At 73.6% G+C, this 18,704-nt stretch carries 12 protein-coding genes; 4 read left to right on the forward strand and 8 right to left on the reverse strand.

The window, feature by feature from the left end:
* Nucleotides 1-135: 135 nt before the first annotated feature.
* From RM812_RS28025 to RM812_RS28045, 5 genes are all read right to left on the reverse strand, one after another.
* On the reverse strand, nucleotides 136-936 hold the full coding sequence (locus RM812_RS28025; RefSeq protein ID WP_311577902.1) for an N-formylglutamate amidohydrolase: 801 nt from the start codon (nucleotides 934-936) through the stop codon (nucleotides 136-138).
* A 326-nt stretch (nucleotides 937-1,262) separates the two neighbouring features.
* Nucleotides 1,263-3,482 carry an NADP-dependent isocitrate dehydrogenase gene (locus RM812_RS28030; protein WP_311577914.1) on the reverse strand — a complete coding sequence of 740 codons (2,220 nt, stop codon included), beginning with the start codon at nucleotides 3,480-3,482 and terminating at the stop codon, nucleotides 1,263-1,265.
* Nucleotides 3,483-3,610: 128 nt separating this feature from the next.
* On the reverse strand, nucleotides 3,611-4,690 hold the full coding sequence (locus RM812_RS28035) for a mechanosensitive ion channel family protein (protein ID WP_311577923.1): 1,080 nt from the start codon (nucleotides 4,688-4,690) through the stop codon (nucleotides 3,611-3,613).
* A gap of 206 nt (nucleotides 4,691-4,896) precedes the next feature.
* Nucleotides 4,897-6,489: an amino acid permease gene (locus tag RM812_RS28040; protein ID WP_311577926.1), complete on the reverse strand. Its 1,593-nt coding sequence runs from the start codon at nucleotides 6,487-6,489 to the stop codon at nucleotides 4,897-4,899.
* 34 nt (nucleotides 6,490-6,523) lie between these two features.
* Nucleotides 6,524-7,525 carry a hypothetical protein gene (locus tag RM812_RS28045; RefSeq protein WP_311577938.1) on the reverse strand — a complete coding sequence of 334 codons (1,002 nt, stop codon included), beginning with the start codon at nucleotides 7,523-7,525 and terminating at the stop codon, nucleotides 6,524-6,526.
* A 274-nt stretch (nucleotides 7,526-7,799) separates the two neighbouring features.
* Between RM812_RS28045 and RM812_RS28050 the strand changes: the two genes are divergently transcribed.
* Genes RM812_RS28050 through RM812_RS28060 form a run of 3 tightly spaced genes read left to right on the forward strand, consistent with a single transcriptional unit; the run spans nucleotide 7,800 to nucleotide 11,853 of the window.
* On the forward strand, nucleotides 7,800-9,239 hold the full coding sequence (locus RM812_RS28050; RefSeq protein ID WP_311577971.1) for an FGGY family carbohydrate kinase: 1,440 nt from the start codon (nucleotides 7,800-7,802) through the stop codon (nucleotides 9,237-9,239).
* Complete coding sequence (locus RM812_RS28055) at nucleotides 9,236-10,639, forward strand: FAD-dependent oxidoreductase (RefSeq protein ID WP_311577975.1); 1,404 nt, start codon at nucleotides 9,236-9,238, stop codon at nucleotides 10,637-10,639. The genes RM812_RS28050 and RM812_RS28055 overlap by 4 nt, the downstream gene beginning before the upstream one ends.
* A complete protein-coding gene (locus RM812_RS28060; RefSeq protein WP_311577985.1) occupies nucleotides 10,636-11,853 on the forward strand; it encodes an NAD(P)/FAD-dependent oxidoreductase in 1,218 nt (405 codons plus the stop codon). The genes RM812_RS28055 and RM812_RS28060 overlap by 4 nt, the downstream gene beginning before the upstream one ends.
* Before the next feature lie 253 nt (nucleotides 11,854-12,106).
* On the opposite strand, the gene RM812_RS28065 is transcribed toward RM812_RS28060, so the two are convergent.
* The gene (locus RM812_RS28065) at nucleotides 12,107-13,006 is read right to left on the reverse strand and encodes a lysylphosphatidylglycerol synthase transmembrane domain-containing protein (protein WP_311577995.1); all 900 of its coding nucleotides are present in this window, start codon (nucleotides 13,004-13,006) and stop codon (nucleotides 12,107-12,109) included.
* Nucleotides 13,007-13,231: 225 nt separating this feature from the next.
* On the opposite strand from RM812_RS28065, the gene RM812_RS28070 reads away from it, so the two are divergent.
* The gene (locus RM812_RS28070; protein WP_311577998.1) at nucleotides 13,232-15,184 is read left to right on the forward strand and encodes an ABC transporter ATP-binding protein; all 1,953 of its coding nucleotides are present in this window, start codon (nucleotides 13,232-13,234) and stop codon (nucleotides 15,182-15,184) included.
* A 4-nt stretch (nucleotides 15,185-15,188) separates the two neighbouring features.
* On the opposite strand, the gene RM812_RS28075 is transcribed toward RM812_RS28070, so the two are convergent.
* Entirely contained in the window at nucleotides 15,189-16,976 is a 1,788-nt protein-coding gene (locus tag RM812_RS28075) for an ATP-binding SpoIIE family protein phosphatase (RefSeq protein WP_311578012.1), read from the reverse strand.
* Nucleotides 16,977-17,090: 114 nt separating this feature from the next.
* Complete coding sequence (locus tag RM812_RS28080) at nucleotides 17,091-18,695, reverse strand: glycoside hydrolase family 13 protein (protein ID WP_311578046.1); 1,605 nt, start codon at nucleotides 18,693-18,695, stop codon at nucleotides 17,091-17,093.
* Nucleotides 18,696-18,704: the final 9 nt, after the last annotated feature.

Here is an 18,704-nt window from a genome sequence, read left to right on the forward strand (position 1 = left end):
CCCCCGCGTCCGCCCGCCGCAGCGGGGCGCGGTCGGGCCGGTCGGCGCGGGCGAGCCGCGTCGGACCGGCGCGGACCGGGTCGGCTCCGGCCCGTCCGGGCCGAGGGCGCGGGCGAGCCGGGCCCGGGCCCGCGGTCAGACGGACGTGGCGTCGACGAGCGCCGCCAGCGACTGCGCGAGGCGGGACAGCCCCGGCCCGGCCGGTCCGCCCGGCTCGGTCATGTAGGTGTCCCGGCGGATCTCCACCATCAGCGCCCCGACCTCGGCGCGCTTTCCGTAGAACTCCAGCGGCACGTACGTCCCGCTGAACGGGCTGTCCAGCCCCGTCTCCCCGCAGCTCGCGAAGGCCTCCCGGGCGGCGGCGAGCAGCGCGGGAGACGTGTGGAAGCCGTCGGTTCCCAGGCAGACGGGCGGACGCGGGCCGGTGCCGTGCAGTTCGTAGGGCAGCGGCTCGGTCGGGTAGGAGTGCACGTCGATGATCACGGCCCGCCCGGTGGCGGTGAGCCGGTCGGCGACCGCCTCGGTCACCGCCCGCGCGTACGGCCGGAAGTACCGCTCGAGCAGCGGCTCCGGGTCGGTGCCGTCGGGCCGCAGCGCCTCGCGGTGCGTGGTCCGCGTGTACACGGCGCCCATCCCGACGGCTGTCATCTCCTCCCGCTCGTCCGGGAACCGCTCCGGGTCGACCACCAGCCGCGACGCCCGGTTGACGAACCGCCAGGGCGTGACGCCGGCCAGCCCGGCGGCCGCCTCGGCGATGTCCGCCGTGTGCGAGTCGGTGATGTGGTCGAGCTCCCGTTCCAGTGCCGCGTCGTCCAGGACGATGCCGGGGCGGACGTCGGCCGGTATCGCCCGCGAGGAGTGCGGCACGTGAAGGATCACGGGGGACTGCGCGGCGCCGGGCAGCAGCTCGAAGGTGGGGTGCGGGGCGTCGGTCACGGGACTGCTCCAGGGAGGTTGTCAGGGCGTGCGGCAGGACCGGAGTGGCGGGTCGGGGGCCCGAGTCCGGAACGAGGACGGGGAGCGTCAGGCCGGTCACCCCCCCGGCGGGTGACCGCACATCCGTTTCCGCGGGGGCCGTGCGGAGACCGGCGAGGACTTCCGGTTCGTCGCCCGGGGCTGCGGCGTCTTCGACGTGGACGTGGACGCGGATGCGGTCACGGGGGAGCACATCGGCCCCCGAGACCGGTGAAGAGACGGGGCACCCCGCCACCGCCGGAGCGGGGACGGGGTGCGGAGGGGGCCTGTGCGGGCCCGGCGAGGGATCAGGCGAGGGACGCCAGCGCCTCGTTCCAGGTGGCCGACGGGCGCATGACCTCGGCGGCCTTGGCCGGGTCGGGCTGGTAGTAACCGCCGATCTCGGCGGGCTTGCCCTGGACGGCGTTCAGCTCGTCGACGATCTTCGCCTCGTTGGCGGCGAGCGTCTCGGCGAGCGGGGCGAAGGCCTTGGCCAGGTCCGCGTCGTCGGTCTGCTGCGCCAGCTCCTGAGCCCAGTACAGGGACAGGAAGAAGTGGCTGCCGCGGTTGTCGATGCCGCCGACGCGCCGGGTCGGGGACTTGTCCTCGTTGAGGAAGGTCGCCGTGGCGCGGTCCAGGGTGTCGGCGAGGACCTTGGCGCGGGTGTTGCCCGTGACCTCGGCGTACTGCTCCAGGGACGGCACCAGGGCGAAGAACTCGCCGAGGGAGTCCCAGCGCAGGTAGTTCTCCTTGACCAGCTGCTGGACGTGCTTCGGCGCGGAGCCGCCCGCGCCCGTCTCGAAGAGGCCGCCGCCCGCCATCAGCGGGACGACCGACAGCATCTTGGCGCTGGTGCCCAGCTCCAGGATCGGGAACAGGTCGGTCAGGTAGTCGCGCAGCACGTTGCCGGTGACCGAGATGGTGTTCTCGCCGCGGCGGATGCGCTCCACCGACAGCTTCGTCGCCTCGACCGGGTTCAGGATCCGGATGTCCAGGCCCTCGGTGTCGTGCTCCGGCAGGTACTGCTTCACCTTGGCGATCAGGTTGGCGTCGTGGGCGCGGCCCTCGTCCAGCCAGAAGACCGCCGGGTCGCCGGTGGCGCGGGCGCGGGTGACGGCCAGCTTCACCCAGTCGCGGATCGGGGCGTCCTTGGTCTGGCAGGCGCGGAAGATGTCACCGGCGGAGACGGTCTGCTCCAGGACGGCGTTGCCGGCCTGGTCGACCAGACGGACCGTACCCGTGGTGGGGATCTCGAACGTCTTGTCGTGGCTGCCGTACTCCTCGGCCTTCTGCGCCATGAGGCCGACGTTCGGCACGGAGCCCATGGTGGAGGGGTCGAAGGCGCCGTTGGCGCGGCAGTCCTCGATGACGGCCTGGTACACGCCGGCGTAGGAGGAGTCCGGGATGACGGCGAGGGCGTCGTGCTCCTGGCCGTCCGCGCCCCACATGTGGCCGGAGGTGCGGATCATCGCCGGCATGGAGGCGTCGATGATGACGTCCGAGGGGACGTGCAGGTTGGTGATGCCCTTGTCGGAGTCGACCATCGCCAGCTCCGGGCCCTCGGCGAGCTCGGCGTCGAAGGAGGCCTTGATCTCGGCGCCCTCGGGCAGGGCCTCCAGGCCCTTGTAGATGCCGCCCAGGCCGTCGTTCGGGGTGAGGCCGGCCTTGGCGAGCACCTCGCCGTACTTCGCGAAGGTCTTCGGGAAGAAGGCGCGCACCACGTGGCCGAAGATGATCGGGTCGGAGACCTTCATCATCGTGGCCTTCAGGTGGACCGAGTACAGGATGCCCTCGGCCTTGGCGCGGGCGACCTGCGCCGTGAGGAACTCGCGCAGCGCGGCGACGCGCAGCACGGAGGCGTCGACGACCTCGTCCTTCTTCACCGGTACGGACTCGCGCAGCACGGTGGTGGTGCCGTCGTCGCCGACCAGCTCGATCCGCAGCGCGCCGTCCTCGGCGATCACCGCGGACTTCTCGGTGGAGCGGAAGTCGTTCTCGCCCATGGTCGCCACGTTGGTCTTGGACTCGGCGGTCCAGGCGCCCATGCGGTGCGGGTGGGTCTTGGCGTAGTTCTTCACCGAGGCCGGGGCGCGGCGGTCGGAGTTGCCCTCGCGCAGGACCGGGTTGACCGCGGAGCCCTTGACCTTGTCGTAGCGGGCGCGGATCTCGCGCTCCTCGTCGGTCTTCGGGTCGTCCGGGTAGTCCGGCAGCGCGTAGCCCTGGCCCTGCAGCTCGGCGATCGCGGCCTTGAGCTGCGGGATGGACGCCGAGATGTTCGGCAGCTTGATGATGTTGGCGGCGGGCGTCTTGGCCAGCTCACCGAGCTCCGCGAGGGCGTCCGGGATGCGCTGGTCCTCGGCCAGGTACTCCGGGAACAGGGCGATGATGCGGCCCGCCAGCGAGATGTCGCGGGTCTCGACGGCGACACCCGCCTGCGAGGCGTACGCCCGGATCACCGGCAGGAACGAATACGTCGCCAGGGCCGGGGCCTCGTCAGTGTGTGTATAGATGATGGTCGAGTCAGTCACCGGGTGCTCCGCTCCACGTCTGCAACATTGCTCGACATCAAGATATCTCGTGATCGACCCCGGCTCGACAGGGGTCACGCGGCGATTCCGGACAACCGGCCGCGCGACCCCGCCGAACAAACGAGCGATCAGAGGGGAGTGGGGGCGTCCTCGCCCCCGCGTTGCTGCGGAAACACCACGGTTCCCTGCTGGAGCGCGACCGTCCGGGCGGGCGACGGAATGCGGATGCCCTCCTCGCGGTAGCGCTTGTGCAGCCGCTTGATGAACTCGTGCTTGATCCGGTACTGGTCGCTGAACTCGCCGACGCCCAGGATCACCGTGAAACCGATCCGGGAGTCGCCGAAGGTGTGGAAGCGCACGGCGGGCTCGTGCTCCGGCACCGCGCCGGTGATCCCGGTCATCACCTCGGCGACCACCTCGGTGGTCACCCGCTCCACGTGGTCCAGGTCACTGTCGTAGGCGACGCCGACCTGGACCATGATGGTCAGCTGCTGCTCGGGCCGCATGAAGTTGGTCATGTTCGACTTGGCGAGCTGGCCGTTCGGGATCACGACCAGGTTGTTGGACAGTTCACGCACGGTCGTCTGCCGCCAGTTGATGTCCTCCACATAGCCCTCCTCGCCGCTGCTGAGCTGGATGTAGTCACCCGGCTGCACGGTCCTGGAAGCCAGGATGTGGATGCCCGCGAAGAGGTTGGCCAGCGTGTCCTGCAAGGCCAGCGCGACCGCCAGGCCGCCGACGCCCAGGGCGGTGAGCATCGGCGCGATGGAGACGCCCAGCGTCTGCAGCATCACCAGGAAACCGAGGGCCAGCACCAGGATCCGGGTGATGTTGACGAAGATCGTGGCCGATGCGGCGACCCCGGAGCGGGACGTCGTCACCGTCCGCACCAGACCGGCGATCACCCGGGCCGCCGTCAGGGTCGCCACGAAGATCAGCAGGACCGTCAGCACCTGGTTGACGCTGTGCTGCACCGTGCGCGTCAGCGGCAGTGCCGCCGCCGCCCCCGCCGCGCCGCCCGCGACCGCCGCCCACGGCGCGACCGTGCGCAGCGCGGCGACGATGACGTCGTCACCGCTCCAGCGGGTGCGTCCGGCGTGCCCCGCCAGCCAGCGCAGCAGTAGGCGCAGCAGGAACGCCCCCAGCAGCCCCGCCGCCAGCGCGATGCCGGCGGGCACCAGGTGGTCCATGGTCAGCTCGTCCGTCACCGGTCACCGCCGGGGGGCACGGCTGCGGCGATGTGCCTCGCCGACGGCCGGATGTGAAGTCGCGTCACGTCTCACCTGCTCGATACCTGCTGGATTTCGGGATGTGCGATCGCCCCGGTCCGCAAAACGGTTGGTCCGGGGCGATCGTTCATCCTGCCGTACGCCGAGCAGTGGTCCGTACCGTGCCGAGGGTCCGGACGGGGTGCTCAGACGATGCCCTCGGCCAGTTCGGCCTGCTCACGGTCGTCTCCGTAGGCCGCGGTCGTGGGCGTGCCGTACGTACGGCGGGCGACGAACCACCACGCCGTGGCCAGCACCAGGACCACGACCAGCGCGACGGCGGCGTAGTTCATCGTGTCCACCGTCACCGGCGACGACTGAGGCAGGCAGAACAGCACGGTGACGAACGCCACCCACACCACCGCGACCCACCCGATCGGTCTGCTCCACCGGCCCAGGCTCCACGGCCCCGGCGTGAAACGGTCGCCCGCCCGCAGGCGCAGCAGCACCGGGATCGCGTACGCGGGTGTGATGCCGATGACGTTGATGGCGGTGACCGCGCCGTACGCCGTCGCCGAGTACAGGGACGGCAGCGCGAGCAGACAGGCGACCACCACCGACAGCCAGACCGCGGCGACCGGCGTCTGGGTGCGCGCGGAGACCTTGCGCCACAGCGCCGAGCCGGGCAGGGCGCCGTCCCGGCTGAAGGCGAACACCATCCGGCTGGCGGCGGCGACCTCGGCGTTGCCGCAGAACAACTGCGCGACGATCACCACGAGGAGCAGCGCGCTCGCGCCGTCCGTGCCCAGGCCGTCCAGCAGGATCTGCGCGGGCGGCACCCCGGTCGCGGTGTCGCGCGTGGCGTCGTAGTCCTGGATGGCGAAGGTCAGACCGGCCAGCAGCACGAAGCCCGCCAGCCACGACACCCAGATCGCCCGGACGATGCCGCGCGCCGCCGACACCGAGGCGTTCGAGGTCTCCTCGGACAGATGGGCGGAGGCGTCGTAGCCGGAGAAGGTGTACTGCGCGAGCAGCAGGCCGATCGCGGCCACGTACAGCGGGCTCTCCCAGCCGGTGTCGTTCACGAACTCGGTGAAGACGAAGGACGGCGACTGGTGGTGGTCCGGGACGATCACCAGCGCGCCGACGATCAGCGCCACACCGGCCAGGTGCCACCACACGCTGATGGAGTTGAGCACGCTGACCAGCCGCACGCCGAAGAGGTTGAGCACGGCGTGCAGCAGCAGGATCACGACGAAGATCAGCATCGTCTTCTCCGGCGTCGGCTCGAAGCCCCACTGGAGGTTCAGGAACGCGCCCGTGAACAGCGCGGCCCCGTAGTCGATCCCGGCGATCGCGCCGAGCAGCCCGAGCAGGTTCAGCCAGCCGGTGTACCAGCCCCAGCGGCGGCCACCGAGCCGGTCGGCCATGTAGTACAGGGCGCCGGACGTCGGGTACGCGCTGGTGACCTCGGCCAGCGCCAGCCCCACGCACAGCACGAACAGGCCGACGCCCGCCCAGCCCCACAGCATCACGGCGGGGCCGCCGGTGCCCATGCCGAAGCCGTACAGGGTCATGCAGCCGGACAGGATCGAGATCACGGAGAAGCTGATCGCGAAGTTGCCGAAGCCGCCCATGCGGCGGGCCAGCACCGGCCGGTAGCCGAGCTCGCGCAGACGCTGCTCCTCGTCGGGAGCGGCGGACGACCCGGAAACGGACGGCCCGGAAACGGACGGCCCGGAACGGGACGATCTGGAACGGGACGATCTGGAACGGGACGGTTCAGAGGGGCGGGACATGCGAAAACCTCCGGGGACGGAAAGGGTTGGGGGGTCAGCCGCGCCGGCCACCGCCGCGGGCGGCGGACCGACTGCGCGCGCGGGCCTGGAGGAAGACCTCCACCGCCCGCTGGGAGTCACCGGGCCCCGCGGCGCGATGGGCCCAGGGCAGGGGCGTCCAGTACGGGCCGAGCGCGTCGAACACCTGGACCGCCTCCCGGAACTGGAGGGCGCCCCACAGGGCGTGGGCCAGGTGGTTCATGTCCAGCAGGGACCGCTCGGCGTTCTGGGTGAGCGTGAACCAGGAGTGGAACGCCTGCCGCGCCTCACGGGTGGCGTCCTCGGCCACCCAGTGCAGATCGAGGGCGGCCTCCCGCCCGCCCGAGCGGCGGTAGCGCTCGACCCGCACGTACAACGGCAGCACGTGCAGCGCCGACCCCGGCGGAGCCGACCCCGCCGCCCAGTGCGCGAACCCCGCCGCCTGGGCCAGCCGTTCGGAGTCGCCCCGCGGATACAGGAACTGCAGCATGCGGTGGTGGGCCTCCCGGTTGTACGGGTCCCGCTTGCCGGCCTCGGCGAGCAGGCCCCACGGACCCGGTGGCAGCATCGGCTCCGGCGGCGCCACCCGGTGCTCCGCCCAGCTCTGCTCCCCGTCCAGCCGGGCCAGCGCCAGCAGGCACACCCACGGCACCGGGTCGTGCGGTGCGATGCGGGCCGCCGCGTCGCAGGCGTGCCAGGCCTCCAGCCACAGCTCCCGCGTGCGGTGGTGGCCTTCGCGGTGCGCGCGCAGCGCGCGCTCCACCACGACCCGGGCGTGCATCACCAGGGCCGGCGCACTGTGCGGTTCCTCCGCGAGCCAGGCCCGCACCACGTCCGTGCCCGCGGCCGAGGCGGCCAGGACCTGTGTGCGCTGCGTCCACTGCCACCAGGAGGTGGTCTGTTCCAGCAGGGTGCGCATCGACATCCAGCGCCCGGCGCGCAGCTCCTGCAGCGCCGAGCGCAGCGCGGTGTCGTGGCCGGCGGGATCGTAGGCGGGGCGTGCTCCGTCTCTGGCCATCACCCGCCCGCCTCCGGGAACGGGACGGGTGGGACGGCAGGGTGGAGTAACAATCAGGCCTCCCCCGGGCGGCGGTCGAGCGGTCGTGCCGGTCGGCGGCCACTATAGAGGCGGAGGTTCCGCCTCTGGCGGTTTTCCCTCAGGTGTGCAATTCCTCTATCACCAGCGGGAACTGACTGACAGTCAGTCGGCCTTGACGCGGTGTGCGCGCGGCGGCAGGCTTGCGGCCAGTGATCGCCGAGGCCGTCGGCGCGAGAGCCGGGGGAGGGGCGCGATGACAGGCTCGGTGCTCGCCGTCGACCAGGGGACGTCCGGCACCAAGGCCCTGGTGATCTGCCCCGAGCGCGGTGTCATCGGCTCCGGCTTCGCCGAGGTCCGCCCCCGGCACCTGCCCGGTGGCCGGGTGGAGGCCGACCCGGAGGAGCTGTACGACTCGGTGGTCGAGGCCGGCCGCCGCGCCCTGGCCGGGGCGGGCGAGCCGGTCACCGCGCTGGGCCTGGCCAACCAGGGCGAGACCGTGCTCGCCTGGGACCCGGACACCGGCCGGCCCCTGACCGACGCGCTGGTCTGGCAGGACCGCCGGGCCGAGTCCGTGTGCGCGGAACTCTCCCAGTACGGCGAGGAGTTGCGGCACCTGACCGGGCTGCCCCTCGACCCGTACTTCGCCGCGCCGAAAATGGCCTGGATCCGACGGCACCTCACCCGCGAGGGACGCGTCACCACCTCCGACACCTGGCTGGTCCACCGGCTCACCGGCGTCTGCGTCACCGACGCCGCGACCGCCTCCCGGACCCAGCTCCTCGACCTCGACCGCGCCGCGTGGTCGCCGCGCGCACTGGAGGTGTACGGGCTGACCGGCGAACGGCTCCCGGACGTCGTCGACAACGCCGCCCACGTCGGCACGACCACGGCGTTCGGCCCCGAACTCCCGCTCACCGGCCTCGCCGTCGACCAGCAGGCCGCCCTGCTCGCCCAGCGTGTCACCGAACCCGGGGCCGCCAAGTGCACCTACGGCACCGGCGCCTTCCTCCTCGCCCACACCGGCGACATTCCTCGGCGGGGCACCTCGGGCCTGGTCAGCTGTGTCGCCTGGCGGCTGGGCGGAGTGACGAACCACTGCCTCGACGGGCAGGTGTACACGGCCGCGTCCGCCGTACGCTGGCTCACCGACCTCGGTGTCATCGCCGGCGCCGCCGACCTCGACACCGTGGGCGGCACGGTGCCGGACTCCGGCGGCGTCACCTTCGTCCCGGCGCTCGCCGGGCTCGCCGCCCCCTGGTGGCGCGGTGACGTGCGCGGTTCGCTCACCGGTCTGGGCCTCGACACCGGCCCCGGGCACCTGGTGCGGGCCCTGTGCGAGGGCCTGGCCGCCCAGGTCGTCGCACTCGCCGACGCCGCGGCCGCCGACCTCGGCGGCCCGCTCACCGTCCTGCGCGTCGACGGCGGGCTGACCCGCTCGGCGCTGCTTATGCAGACCCAGGCCGACCTGCTGCAACGCCCCGTGGAGGTGTCCGCCCTGCCGGACGCCACCGCGCTCGGCGTCGGCGCCCTGGCCCGGCTGGGCGCGGACCCGGGACTGACGGTCGCCGAGGCACTGCCCGACGGCGAGCCGGCCGCCGTGTACGAACCCCGCATCTCCGCCGACGAGGCCGCCGAACGCCTCGCCCGCTTCCGCGCGGCGGTCACCGCGCTGCTCGAGGGGAGCCCGGCATGACGGTCACCACCTCCGGCCCCCTGCCCACCGACCCGTACGACGTGGCGATCGTCGGCGCCGGTGTGGTCGGCTGCGCGATCGCCCGCCGGCTCGCGCACCACCCGGGCCTGCGCGTCGCCCTCGTCGAGGCCGAGGACGACGTCGGGCAGGGCACCTCGAAGGCCAACACCGCCATCCTGCACACCGGATTCGACGCCGTGCCCGGTTCCCTGGAGGCCCGGCTCGTCCGTGAGGGCGCCCGCGAACTCGCCGCCTACGCAGCGGAGTCGGGCATCCCCGTGGAGCCGGTCGGCGCGCTGCTGGTCGCCTGGGACCAGGAGCAGCTCGCGGCCCTGCCCCGCCTCGCCGAGAAGGCCGAGCGCAACGAGTACCACGCCACCCGCCTCCTCGGCCCCGCCGAGCTCTACGACCGCGAACCCCACCTCGGCCCCGGCGCGCTCGGCGCCCTCCACGTGCCCGGCGAGAGCGTCATCTGCCCCTGGACGACGACCCTGGCGTACGCCACCCAGGCGGTCCGCGGCGGAGTCGACCTGCACCTCGACTCGCCGGTCGAGCACGCAGGTCACACGGCCGGCGTCCACCGTCTGACGACCCCGCGCGGCCCGCTGCACGCCCGCCGGCTCGTCAACGCGGCCGGACTGCACGCCGACACCCTCGACCGGCGGCTCGGCCACGACGACTTCACCGTCACCCCGCGCCGGGGCCAGCTCATCGTCCACGACAGGTTCGCCCGCGCCCTCGTCCGCCACATCCTCCTGCCCGTCCCCACAGCCCTCGGCAAGGGCGTCCTGGTCGCCCCCACCGTCCACGGCAACGTCCTGCTCGGCCCCACCGCCGAGGACCTCGACGACAGGCGCGCCACCGGCTCCACCGCCGAGGGCCTGCGCAGGCTGCGGGAACAGGGCCGCCGCATCCTGCCCGCGCTGCTGGAGGAAGAGGTCACCGCCGTCTACGCCGGCCTGCGGGCCGCCACCGAGCACGACGACTACCGGATCACCGCCCACCCCGACCAGGGCTACGTCACCGTCGGCGGCATCCGCTCCACCGGCCTCACCGCCTCCCTCGCCATCGCCGCGCACGTCACCGGTCTGCTCGCCGAAACCGGACTCGACCTCGGCCCGCAGCGCCCGCCGGACCCGGTCCGCATGCCGAACCTCGGCGAGGCCTTCCCGCGTCCCCATCAGCGGCCGGACCTCGTGGCCGCCGACCCGGAGTACGGCACCCTGGTCTGCCACTGCGAACGCGTCTCCCACGGCGAGATCCGCGACGCCCTCGCCAGTACGATCCCGCCCCGCTCCCTCGACGGACTGCGCCGCCGCACCCGGGCCCGGGCGGGCCGCTGCCAGGGCTTCTACTGCGGGGCCGCGGTACGGGCGTTGTTCGAGGAGGCCCAGCGATGACCCGTCAGGTCGACGTCCTGGTGGTGGGGGCCGGCCCCGCCGGACTCGTGGCCGCGTCCCTCCTCGCGGTGACCGGCGCACGCGTGGAGGTCCTGGAGCGGGAGCAGCGGGCCGGAGGAGTGCCGAGGCACTGCGCGCACCGGGGCTTCGGCAACTGGCCGCACGCGCTGACCGGTCCGGCCTACGCACGTCTGCTCGCCGGCGCGGCGGTCCGCGCCGGGGCGGACGTACGGACCGGCGTCACCGCCCTCGACTGGGCGGGGCCGTGCTCGCTCGCCACCGTCGGACCGGACGGCCCGGAGACGGTGGCCGCCCGGGCGGTCGTCCTGGCCACCGGCGCCCGCGAACGCCCCCGCGCCGCACGTCTCGTCCCCGGCACCCGCCCGGCCGGCGTGTACACCACCGGCGAACTCCAGCAGGCCGTCCACCTGTACGGGCAGCACATCGGCACCCGCGTGCTGATCATCGGAGCGGAGGACGTCTCCTACGCCGCCGCCGACACCGTACGGGCCGCCGGCGCCCGAGTCGTCGCCCTGGTCACGGACCTGCCCCGGGCCCTGACCCACCCGGCGCGCGCCCTCGACGCCCGCCTGCGTCACGGCGTCCCCCTCCTCACCGGCACCACGGTCACCGAACTCCTCGGCCACGGGCGCCTGTCGGCCGTGCGCGTCCGCCGCCACGACGGCCGTACGGCGACGCTGCCCTGCGACACCGTCGTGTTCACCGGCGACTTCGTCCCCGACCACGAACTCGCCCGGCGCGGCGCGCTCACCCTGGACCCCGGCACCCGCGGCCCCGCCGTGGACGGCGCCCTGCGCACCTCGCGGCCCGGCGTCTTCGCGGTCGGCAGTGTGCTGCACGCCGTGGAGAGCGCGGCGACGGCCGTCCGCGAGGGCGCGTATGCTGCGACCGCCGTACGGGACCGGCTCGCGCGGGACTCCGAGTGGCCCGACGGCGTACCCGTGATCGCCGATCAACCCCTGCGCCGCATCACCCCGAACCGCGTCACCCCGGCCGACGGCCTCCCGTACCTCCTGCGCACGGCGACACCGCTGACCCGCCCGGTCCTGCACGTCACCCAGGACGGCCGCCCGCTCCACCGCGAACGGCCCACCCTCGTCCCGGCCGTCCCGCACCGCCCCCTGACGCTGACCGCACGCTGGACGCACCGGGTCGACCCGAAGGGCGGACCGGTACACGTCACGGTCACCTGAGGCACACGGCACACGGCGGCGCCCGGGTTGCGCGCGGTGGCGCGTGGGGTGTTCGGCGGGTTGCGCACGGTGGCTCCCAGGGTGTTGGGCGGGGTGGCCGGGTCGCGTGCGGTGATGCGTGGGGTTTGGCGGGGTGGCCGGGGCGCGCGGCGGTGGTGCCCTGGTACGCGAAGTGCCGGGGCGCTCACCGGGTGTGCGAAGGTGCCCGGGGCGCCTCCGGCGTACGCGAAGGTGTCCGGGGCGCCGCCCGCGTTCAGATCACCTTCATCCGGACCAGCGCCACCAGCGTCAGCGCCCCCGGCAGCAGCGGCAGCCAGACGGTGAGGAGCCGGAACGCGAGCACCACCGCCGTGGCCACGGCCGCCGGGCCGCCCGCCGCCACCAGCGCCACGACCAGTGCCGCCTCGACCGAGCCGACACCTCCCGGTGCGGGCACCAGCGCGACGGCGATCGTCGCCGCCAGGTACGCCACCGCCATGTGGGCGGGCGGCACCGGCAGCCCCAGCGCCCGACCGACCAGGACCAGGGCGGAGGCCTGGAGCGCGGGGAAGGCGAGCGCGCCGCCCCACAGCGCCAGCGCCCGCGCCGGACGGGCGTGCACCGAGCGGGCCTCGCCCAGCGCCGTCCGCAGGAAGGAGACCACCGAGGTACGCAGCCGTGGCAGCAGCGCCAGGACGCCCGCCGCCACCACCGGCACGGCGCCCGCGGCGACCAGCAACGGCCCGATCGCCGCCCCGGGCGCCGGCGCGCCGAGCCGCAGCGCGTCGGGGAACGCGATCAGCAGCACGCCCAGCAGGGCGAGCCTGCCGACGCTCTCCGCCAGCAGATACAGGGCGAGGGCGGCCGACGCACGGGCGAGCGGCAGCCCGCACACCGTCATGAACCGGAGGTTGACCGCGCTCGCGCCCAGCCCCGTCGGCAGCAGGTGGTTGGCCGCCCCGGCCGCGAACTGCGCGGCGAGCAGCCGCCGCCGGGGCAGCCGCTCCACCACGGCACCCTGCCGCGTGCAGGCAGCGGCGACCCAGGTCAAACAGGTCGCGCCGACCGCGGCCAGCAGCCAGGGCCACCGGGCCGTGGCGAGATGGCCGAAGCCCTCCGCGAGCACGGACCGGTGCCGCGCCGCGACCACGGCGACCAGCAGCAGCGGAACCACGCAGAGGACCCGACGGACCCGGCGGGCACGGCCGCCGCGCCGGACCGGAAGGTGTCCGGAGGGGGACTGCTCGCGAAGACGTACCGCTGTCACATCACCAGAGACTCCCCCAGCCGAGCCAACCAGGGATGACCGACGCGCGGACGAGGGCTTACGGACCGCGGGCGGCCGGCCCACCCCGGCGACCTTGACCTCAAGGTTGATTGAGGTTCTATCGTCATGCCCATGAGCATGGAGACCACCGCCTGGACCCAGCTGCACAGCGTCATGAACGCCGAGCAGGAGCGCCGTCCACTCGCCCGCGCGACGCTGCGCCGCATCGGCGCGTTCGCCCGCCCGCACCGCCGCCGCATCACCCGGTTCGTCCTCCTCGGGGTGGTGACCGCGCTGCTCGCCGTCGCCACCCCCGTACTGGCCGGACGCGTCGTGAACGCGATCGTGTCGGGCGACGACGAGGGCACGGTTGTCCGCCTCGCCCTGCTGATCGCGCTCATCGCCGTCGCGGAGGCGGTGCTCGGCATCCTCTCCCGCAGGCTCTCGGCCATGCTCGGGGAGGGACTCATCCTCGATCTGCGCACGGCTGTGTTCGATCATGTCCAGCGCATGCCGGTCGCGTTCTTCACACGTACGCGTACGGGAGCCCTGGTCTCCCGGCTCAACAACGACGTCATCGGCGCCCAGCGGGCCTTCAGCAACACCCTGTCCGGCGTGGTCAGCAACCTGGTCACCCTGCTGCTCACCCTCGCCGTCATGCTCACCCTGTCCTGGCAGATCACCCTGCTCGCGCTGGTACTGCTGCCGGTGTTCGTGCTCCCGGCCCGGCGCATGGGCCGCCGCATGGCCCGCATGCAGCGCGAGGCGGCCACCCTGAACGCCGCGATGGGCACCCGGATGACCGAGCGCTTCTCGGCGCCCGGAGCCACGCTGATCAAGCTGTTCGGCCGCCCGGAGGAGGAGTCGGCCGAGTTCGCCGACCGCGCCCGCCGCGTCGCCGACATCGGCGTCCGCACGGCCACCGCACAGGCGGCCTTCATCACCGCGCTCACCCTGGTCTCCGCCCTGGCCCTCGCCCTCGTCTACGGCCTCGGCGGCTGGTTCGCCCTGCGCGGCACCCTGGACCCGGGCGCCGTCGTGGCGCTGGCCCTGCTCCTGACCCGTCTGTACGCGCCGCTCACCGCGCTCGCCGGGGCCCGCGTGGAGGTGATGAGCGCCCTCGTCAGCTTCGAGCGGGTCTTCGAGGTGCTGGACCTGCCCCCGCTCATCGACGAGAAGCCAAACGCCCGCCCGGTCCCCGACGGCCCGGTCGCGGTCGAGTTCGAGGACGTGCGCTTCGGCTACCCGTCCGCCGACAAGGTCTCCCTCGCCTCCCTCGAAGAGGTCGCCTCCCTCGACACCCGGGGCGGCGCCGAGGTCCTGCACGGCCTCTCCTTCCGCGCCGAACCGGGGCAGACCATCGCACTCGTCGGGTCCTCCGGCGCCGGCAAGTCGACCATCGCCGGGCTGCTGCCGCGCCTGTACGACACCGACGCCGGCACCGTGCGCGTCGGCGGCGTCGACGTCCGCGACCTGAACGCCCGGTCACTGCGCGACACCGTCGGCATGGTCACCCAGGACGGCCACCTCTTCCACGACACCGTCCGCGCCAACCTGCTGCTGGCCCGCCCCGGGGCCACCGAGACGGAACTGTGGGACGCGCTGCGCCGCGCCCGCCTGGTCGACCTCGTCCGGTCCCTGCCCGACGGCCTCGACACCGTGGTCGGCGAGCGCGGCTACCGGCTCTCCGGCGGTGAGCGCCAGCGCATGACCATCGCCCGGCTGCTGCTGGCCCGCCAGCGCGTCGTCATCCTCGACGAGGCCACCGCCCACCTCGACAACACCTCCGAGGCGGCCGTCCAGGAGGCCCTCGCCGAGGCCCTGGAGGGCAGGACGGCCATCGTGATCGCACACCGGCTGTCCACCGTCCGGGCGGCCGACCAGATCCTGGTGGTCGAGGCCGGCCGCATCGTGGAACGCGGCACGCACGAGGAGCTCCTGGCCGCCGACGGCCGCTACGCCCAGCTGAGCCGGACGCAGTTCGGACGCCGAGCACTGAACGAGACGAACAAGACGAATAGGGCAGACAAGGCAGACAAGGCAGACAAGGCGGTCGCGGCGGACTCGGGCGAGAAGGTCGCGTAGCCGCTCACTGCGGGCCGGGCAGTCCGGCCCGCACCGGCAGGTCCTGCTCGGCCCAGACCACCTTCCCGTCGGGAGTGCGGCACGAGCCCCAGCGTCGGCACAGCATGTTGATCAGCTGCAGACCGCGCCCGCTCTCGTCGCTCACGCCGGCGTGCTGGATCTGCGGCAGGTCCGGTCCGGAGTCGGAGACCTCCACCGACAGCCGCTCGTGCCGCAGCAGCCGCAGCTCGCCCGGGGCGTTCCCGTAGCGCAGGGCGTTGCCGACCAGCTCGCTGACCACCAGCTCCGTGGTGTCGACCAGGTCCTCCAGGCCCCACGCCGCCAACCGCTCGCGCACCGCGGCACGCGCCTGCCCGGCCGCCTTTCCGTCCGGCAGGAGGGTACGTACGTACACCTCGTCCCCGGGAGCGAGGGGCCGGGCCGCGGCGACGAGCACGATCGCGTCGTCGGACCGGTCGCCGCCGACCCGATCGGTGACCGCCTGGCACACCGTGCCGTCCCCGGGCAGGTCCTCGGCGACCGCTCGGCGCAGCCGGTCCATCTGGGTGGTGAGGTCGGTGGCGCGCGACCTGATCAGCCCGTCCGTGTAGAGCGTCAGCCGCCCTCGCTCCGGCACGGGGCAGTCGACGGGGTCGTACGGGATCACGCCGGTCCCCAGCGGCGCCCCGACGGGCACGTCCAGGAACGAGGCGGTGCCGTCCGGCCCCGTCAGCAGCGGCGGCGGATGACCGGCGCTGGCGATGCGGAAGCTGCCGCCGCACGGGTCGTAGACGGCGCACAGGCAGGTGGCGACCTGGTCCTCCTCCAGGTCGCGGGCGGCCAGGTCCAGCCGGGACAGGAGCCGCTCGGGTGCGATGTCGAGCGCCATCAGGGTCCGGGCCACCGTGCGCAGCCGGCCCATGGTCGCGGCGGCGGCCAGTCCGCGCCCCATCACATCGCCCACCATCAGCGCGGTACGGCCGCTGGGCAGCGCGACGACGTCGAACCAGTCACCGCCCACTGCGGCCGGATCGCCGGCCGGGACGTAGCTCGAGGACACGTCGAGGCCGGGCGTGCTCGGGCTGGAGCGGGGGAGCAGGGCGCGTTGCAGCGTCACCACGTGCTCGCGCTCCCGTCCGTAGAGCCGGGCGTTGTCGATGTACACGGCGGCCCTGGACGCGAGCTGCATGACCAGCGCCACGTCGGCGCGGGTGAACGGCGACCGGCTGCCGGCCCGGACGAAGTCGGCCAGGCCCAGCAGCACCCCGCGGGCGATCAGCGGCACCGCCAGGTACGAGTGGACACGCGCGCGGCGCATCAGGTCCGCGGCCTCGGGCGTGGGCGCGACGGCGTGGAAGTCGGACGACTCCATATGGGTGACCAGTACCGGTTTCCGCGTGGCCAGGCACCTGTGCACGAGCCGGTCGGCGGTGTACACGGAGACCTCGCCGACCGGGTCCGGCGCCAGGTCGAGCCCCGGCACCTCGCAGACCGCCATGGCGCGGAGCTCGGGGATGCCGGTGCCCGACCTCCTGCCGAGGCGGTCCCCCTCCTGGAACCGGAGCACCGACTCCAGCAGGTCCACCGCGCACCCGTCGGCCAGTTCGGGCACCGTGAAGCCGGCCAGTTCCTCGGCCGTGCGCCGCAGGTCCAGCGTGGTCCCGATGCGCATGCCGGCCTCGTTCAGCCAGGCCAGCCGGCGTCGGGCGCGCACCGCCTCCGTCACCGGCCGCAGGGCGGCCTTGAGGGCCCGGCGGCCGCCGACGAGGGGCTGCGGAGGACGGCGTTCGTGCAGCCACGGTCGTTCCCGCACGCGTTCGCCTCCTCCCACGGCCTCCTGCCCCGATTCTGCCTCCCTCCGGGGCGACCGGCGACGGCGCCGCCCCCGACCGGTCGGCCCACCGGCCGGGGCGCCGCCCGCGTCACCTCAGGCGCGCAGCCACACCGCCGTGTCCCGCGGCAGCCGGCCGTCCGCGTCGAGGGGCCCGCTGCGGAGCAGGAGCGTGTCGTGCGCGGGCAGTCCGATGGGCTCCTCGGCCAGGTTGACGACACAGATCAGGCCGTCCGCGCGTGCGAACGCGAGCGCGCCGTCCGGCGCGGGCAGCCAACTCAGGGGGCCGTCGCCGAAACCCTCGGTGGAGCGTCGCAGGCGCAGTGCATCGCGGTAGAGCGAGAGCATCGACTCCGGGTCGGCGCTCTGGCGGTCCGCCGCGTACGCCGACCAGCCCTCCGGCTGTGGCAGCCAGGGCTCCGTGTCGGAGCCGAAACCGCAGTACGGGGCGTCGGCCGACCAGGGCAGCGGGACCCGGCAGCCGTCCCGGCCGGGATCGGTGCCCCCGGAGCGGAAGTGCATCGGGTCCTGGATGCGGACGAGCGGGACGTCGGCCTCGGGCAGGCCGAGTTCCTCCCCCTGGTACAGGTACACGGACCCGGGCAGGGCCAGGGTCAGCAGTGCGGCGGCCCGGGCGCGCCGGGTCCCGAGCACCAGGTCGGTCGGGGTGCCGAAGGCCTTCTTCGCGAAGTCGAACCCGGTGTCCGCACGGCCGTACCGGGTCACGGTGCGGGTCACGTCGTGGTTGCAGAGCACCCAGGTGGCGGGGGCGCCGACGGGGGCGTGCTCGGCGAGGGTGTCGTCGATCGTGCGGCGCAGCCGGTCCGCGTCCCAGGGGCAGGACAGGAAGTTGAAGTTGAAGGCGGTGTGCAGTTCGTCGGGCCGCAGGTAGCGGGCGAAGCGTTCGGCGTCGGGCAGCCACACCTCCCCCACGAAGACGGCCCCGTACTCGTCGGCGATCGCCCTCCAGGAGCGGTAGATGTCGTGCAGTTCGTCGAGGTCGATGTACGGGTGCGGGTCGACGCCCTCCTCGAAGTCCGCGAGCGCGGGGTCCTTCGCCAGCAGGGCGGCGGAGTCGATGCGTACCCCGGCGACGCCGCGTTCGAACCAGAAGCGCAGCACGCTCTCGTGCTCCTGCCGCACCTCGGGGTGGGCCCAGTTGAGGTCCGGCTGCTCCGGGGCGAAGAGGTGGAGGTACCACTCGCCGTCGGGGACCCGGGTCCAGGTGCGTCCGGAGAACTGGGAGGGCCAGTTGTTGGGCGGGAGCTCACCGTGCTCGCCGCGTCCGGGACGGAAGTGGAAGCGCTCCCGCGCCGCGCTGCCCGGGCCGGCCGCCAGCGCCTCCTGGAACCAGGCGTGCTGGTCGGAGACGTGGTTGGGGACGATGTCGACGATGGTGCGGATGCCCGACTCCCGGGCCTCGGCGATCAGTTTCTCGGCCTCGCCGAGGGTGCCGAAGGCGGGGTCGATCGTGCGGTAGTCGGCGACGTCGTAACCGCCGTCGACGAGCGGCGAGACGTACCAGGGGGTGAACCAGACGGCGTCCACGCCGAGTTCGGCGAGGTACGGCAGTCTTGCCCGGACGCCCGCGAGGTCACCGGTGCCGTCGCCGTCACCGTCGGCGAAACTGCGGGGGTACACCTGGTAGATGACGGCGTCGCGCCACCAGTCTTCGGTGCGGTGCGGGTGAGGGGCTGCCACGTGACGGTC

It is taken from the genome of Streptomyces lancefieldiae, from assembly GCF_031845825.1.
Lineage (GTDB): Bacteria > Actinomycetota > Actinomycetes > Streptomycetales > Streptomycetaceae > Streptomyces > Streptomyces lancefieldiae.

Bases quoted from the DNA above. Each gene is read 5' to 3' on its own strand.
- RM812_RS28040 (WP_311577926.1), bottom strand. From the start codon at position 6,489: ATGTCCCGCCCCTCTGAACCGTCCCGTTCCAGATCGTCCCGTTCCAGA.
- RM812_RS28045 (WP_311577938.1), bottom strand. From the start codon at position 7,525: ATGGCCAGAGACGGAGCACGCCCCGCCTACGATCCCGCCGGCCACGAC.
- RM812_RS28050 (WP_311577971.1), top strand. From the start codon at position 7,800: ATGACAGGCTCGGTGCTCGCCGTCGACCAGGGGACGTCCGGCACCAAG.
- RM812_RS28055 (WP_311577975.1), top strand. From the start codon at position 9,236: ATGACGGTCACCACCTCCGGCCCCCTGCCCACCGACCCGTACGACGTG.
- RM812_RS28060 (WP_311577985.1), top strand. From the start codon at position 10,636: ATGACCCGTCAGGTCGACGTCCTGGTGGTGGGGGCCGGCCCCGCCGGA.
- RM812_RS28070 (WP_311577998.1), top strand. From the start codon at position 13,232: ATGAGCATGGAGACCACCGCCTGGACCCAGCTGCACAGCGTCATGAAC.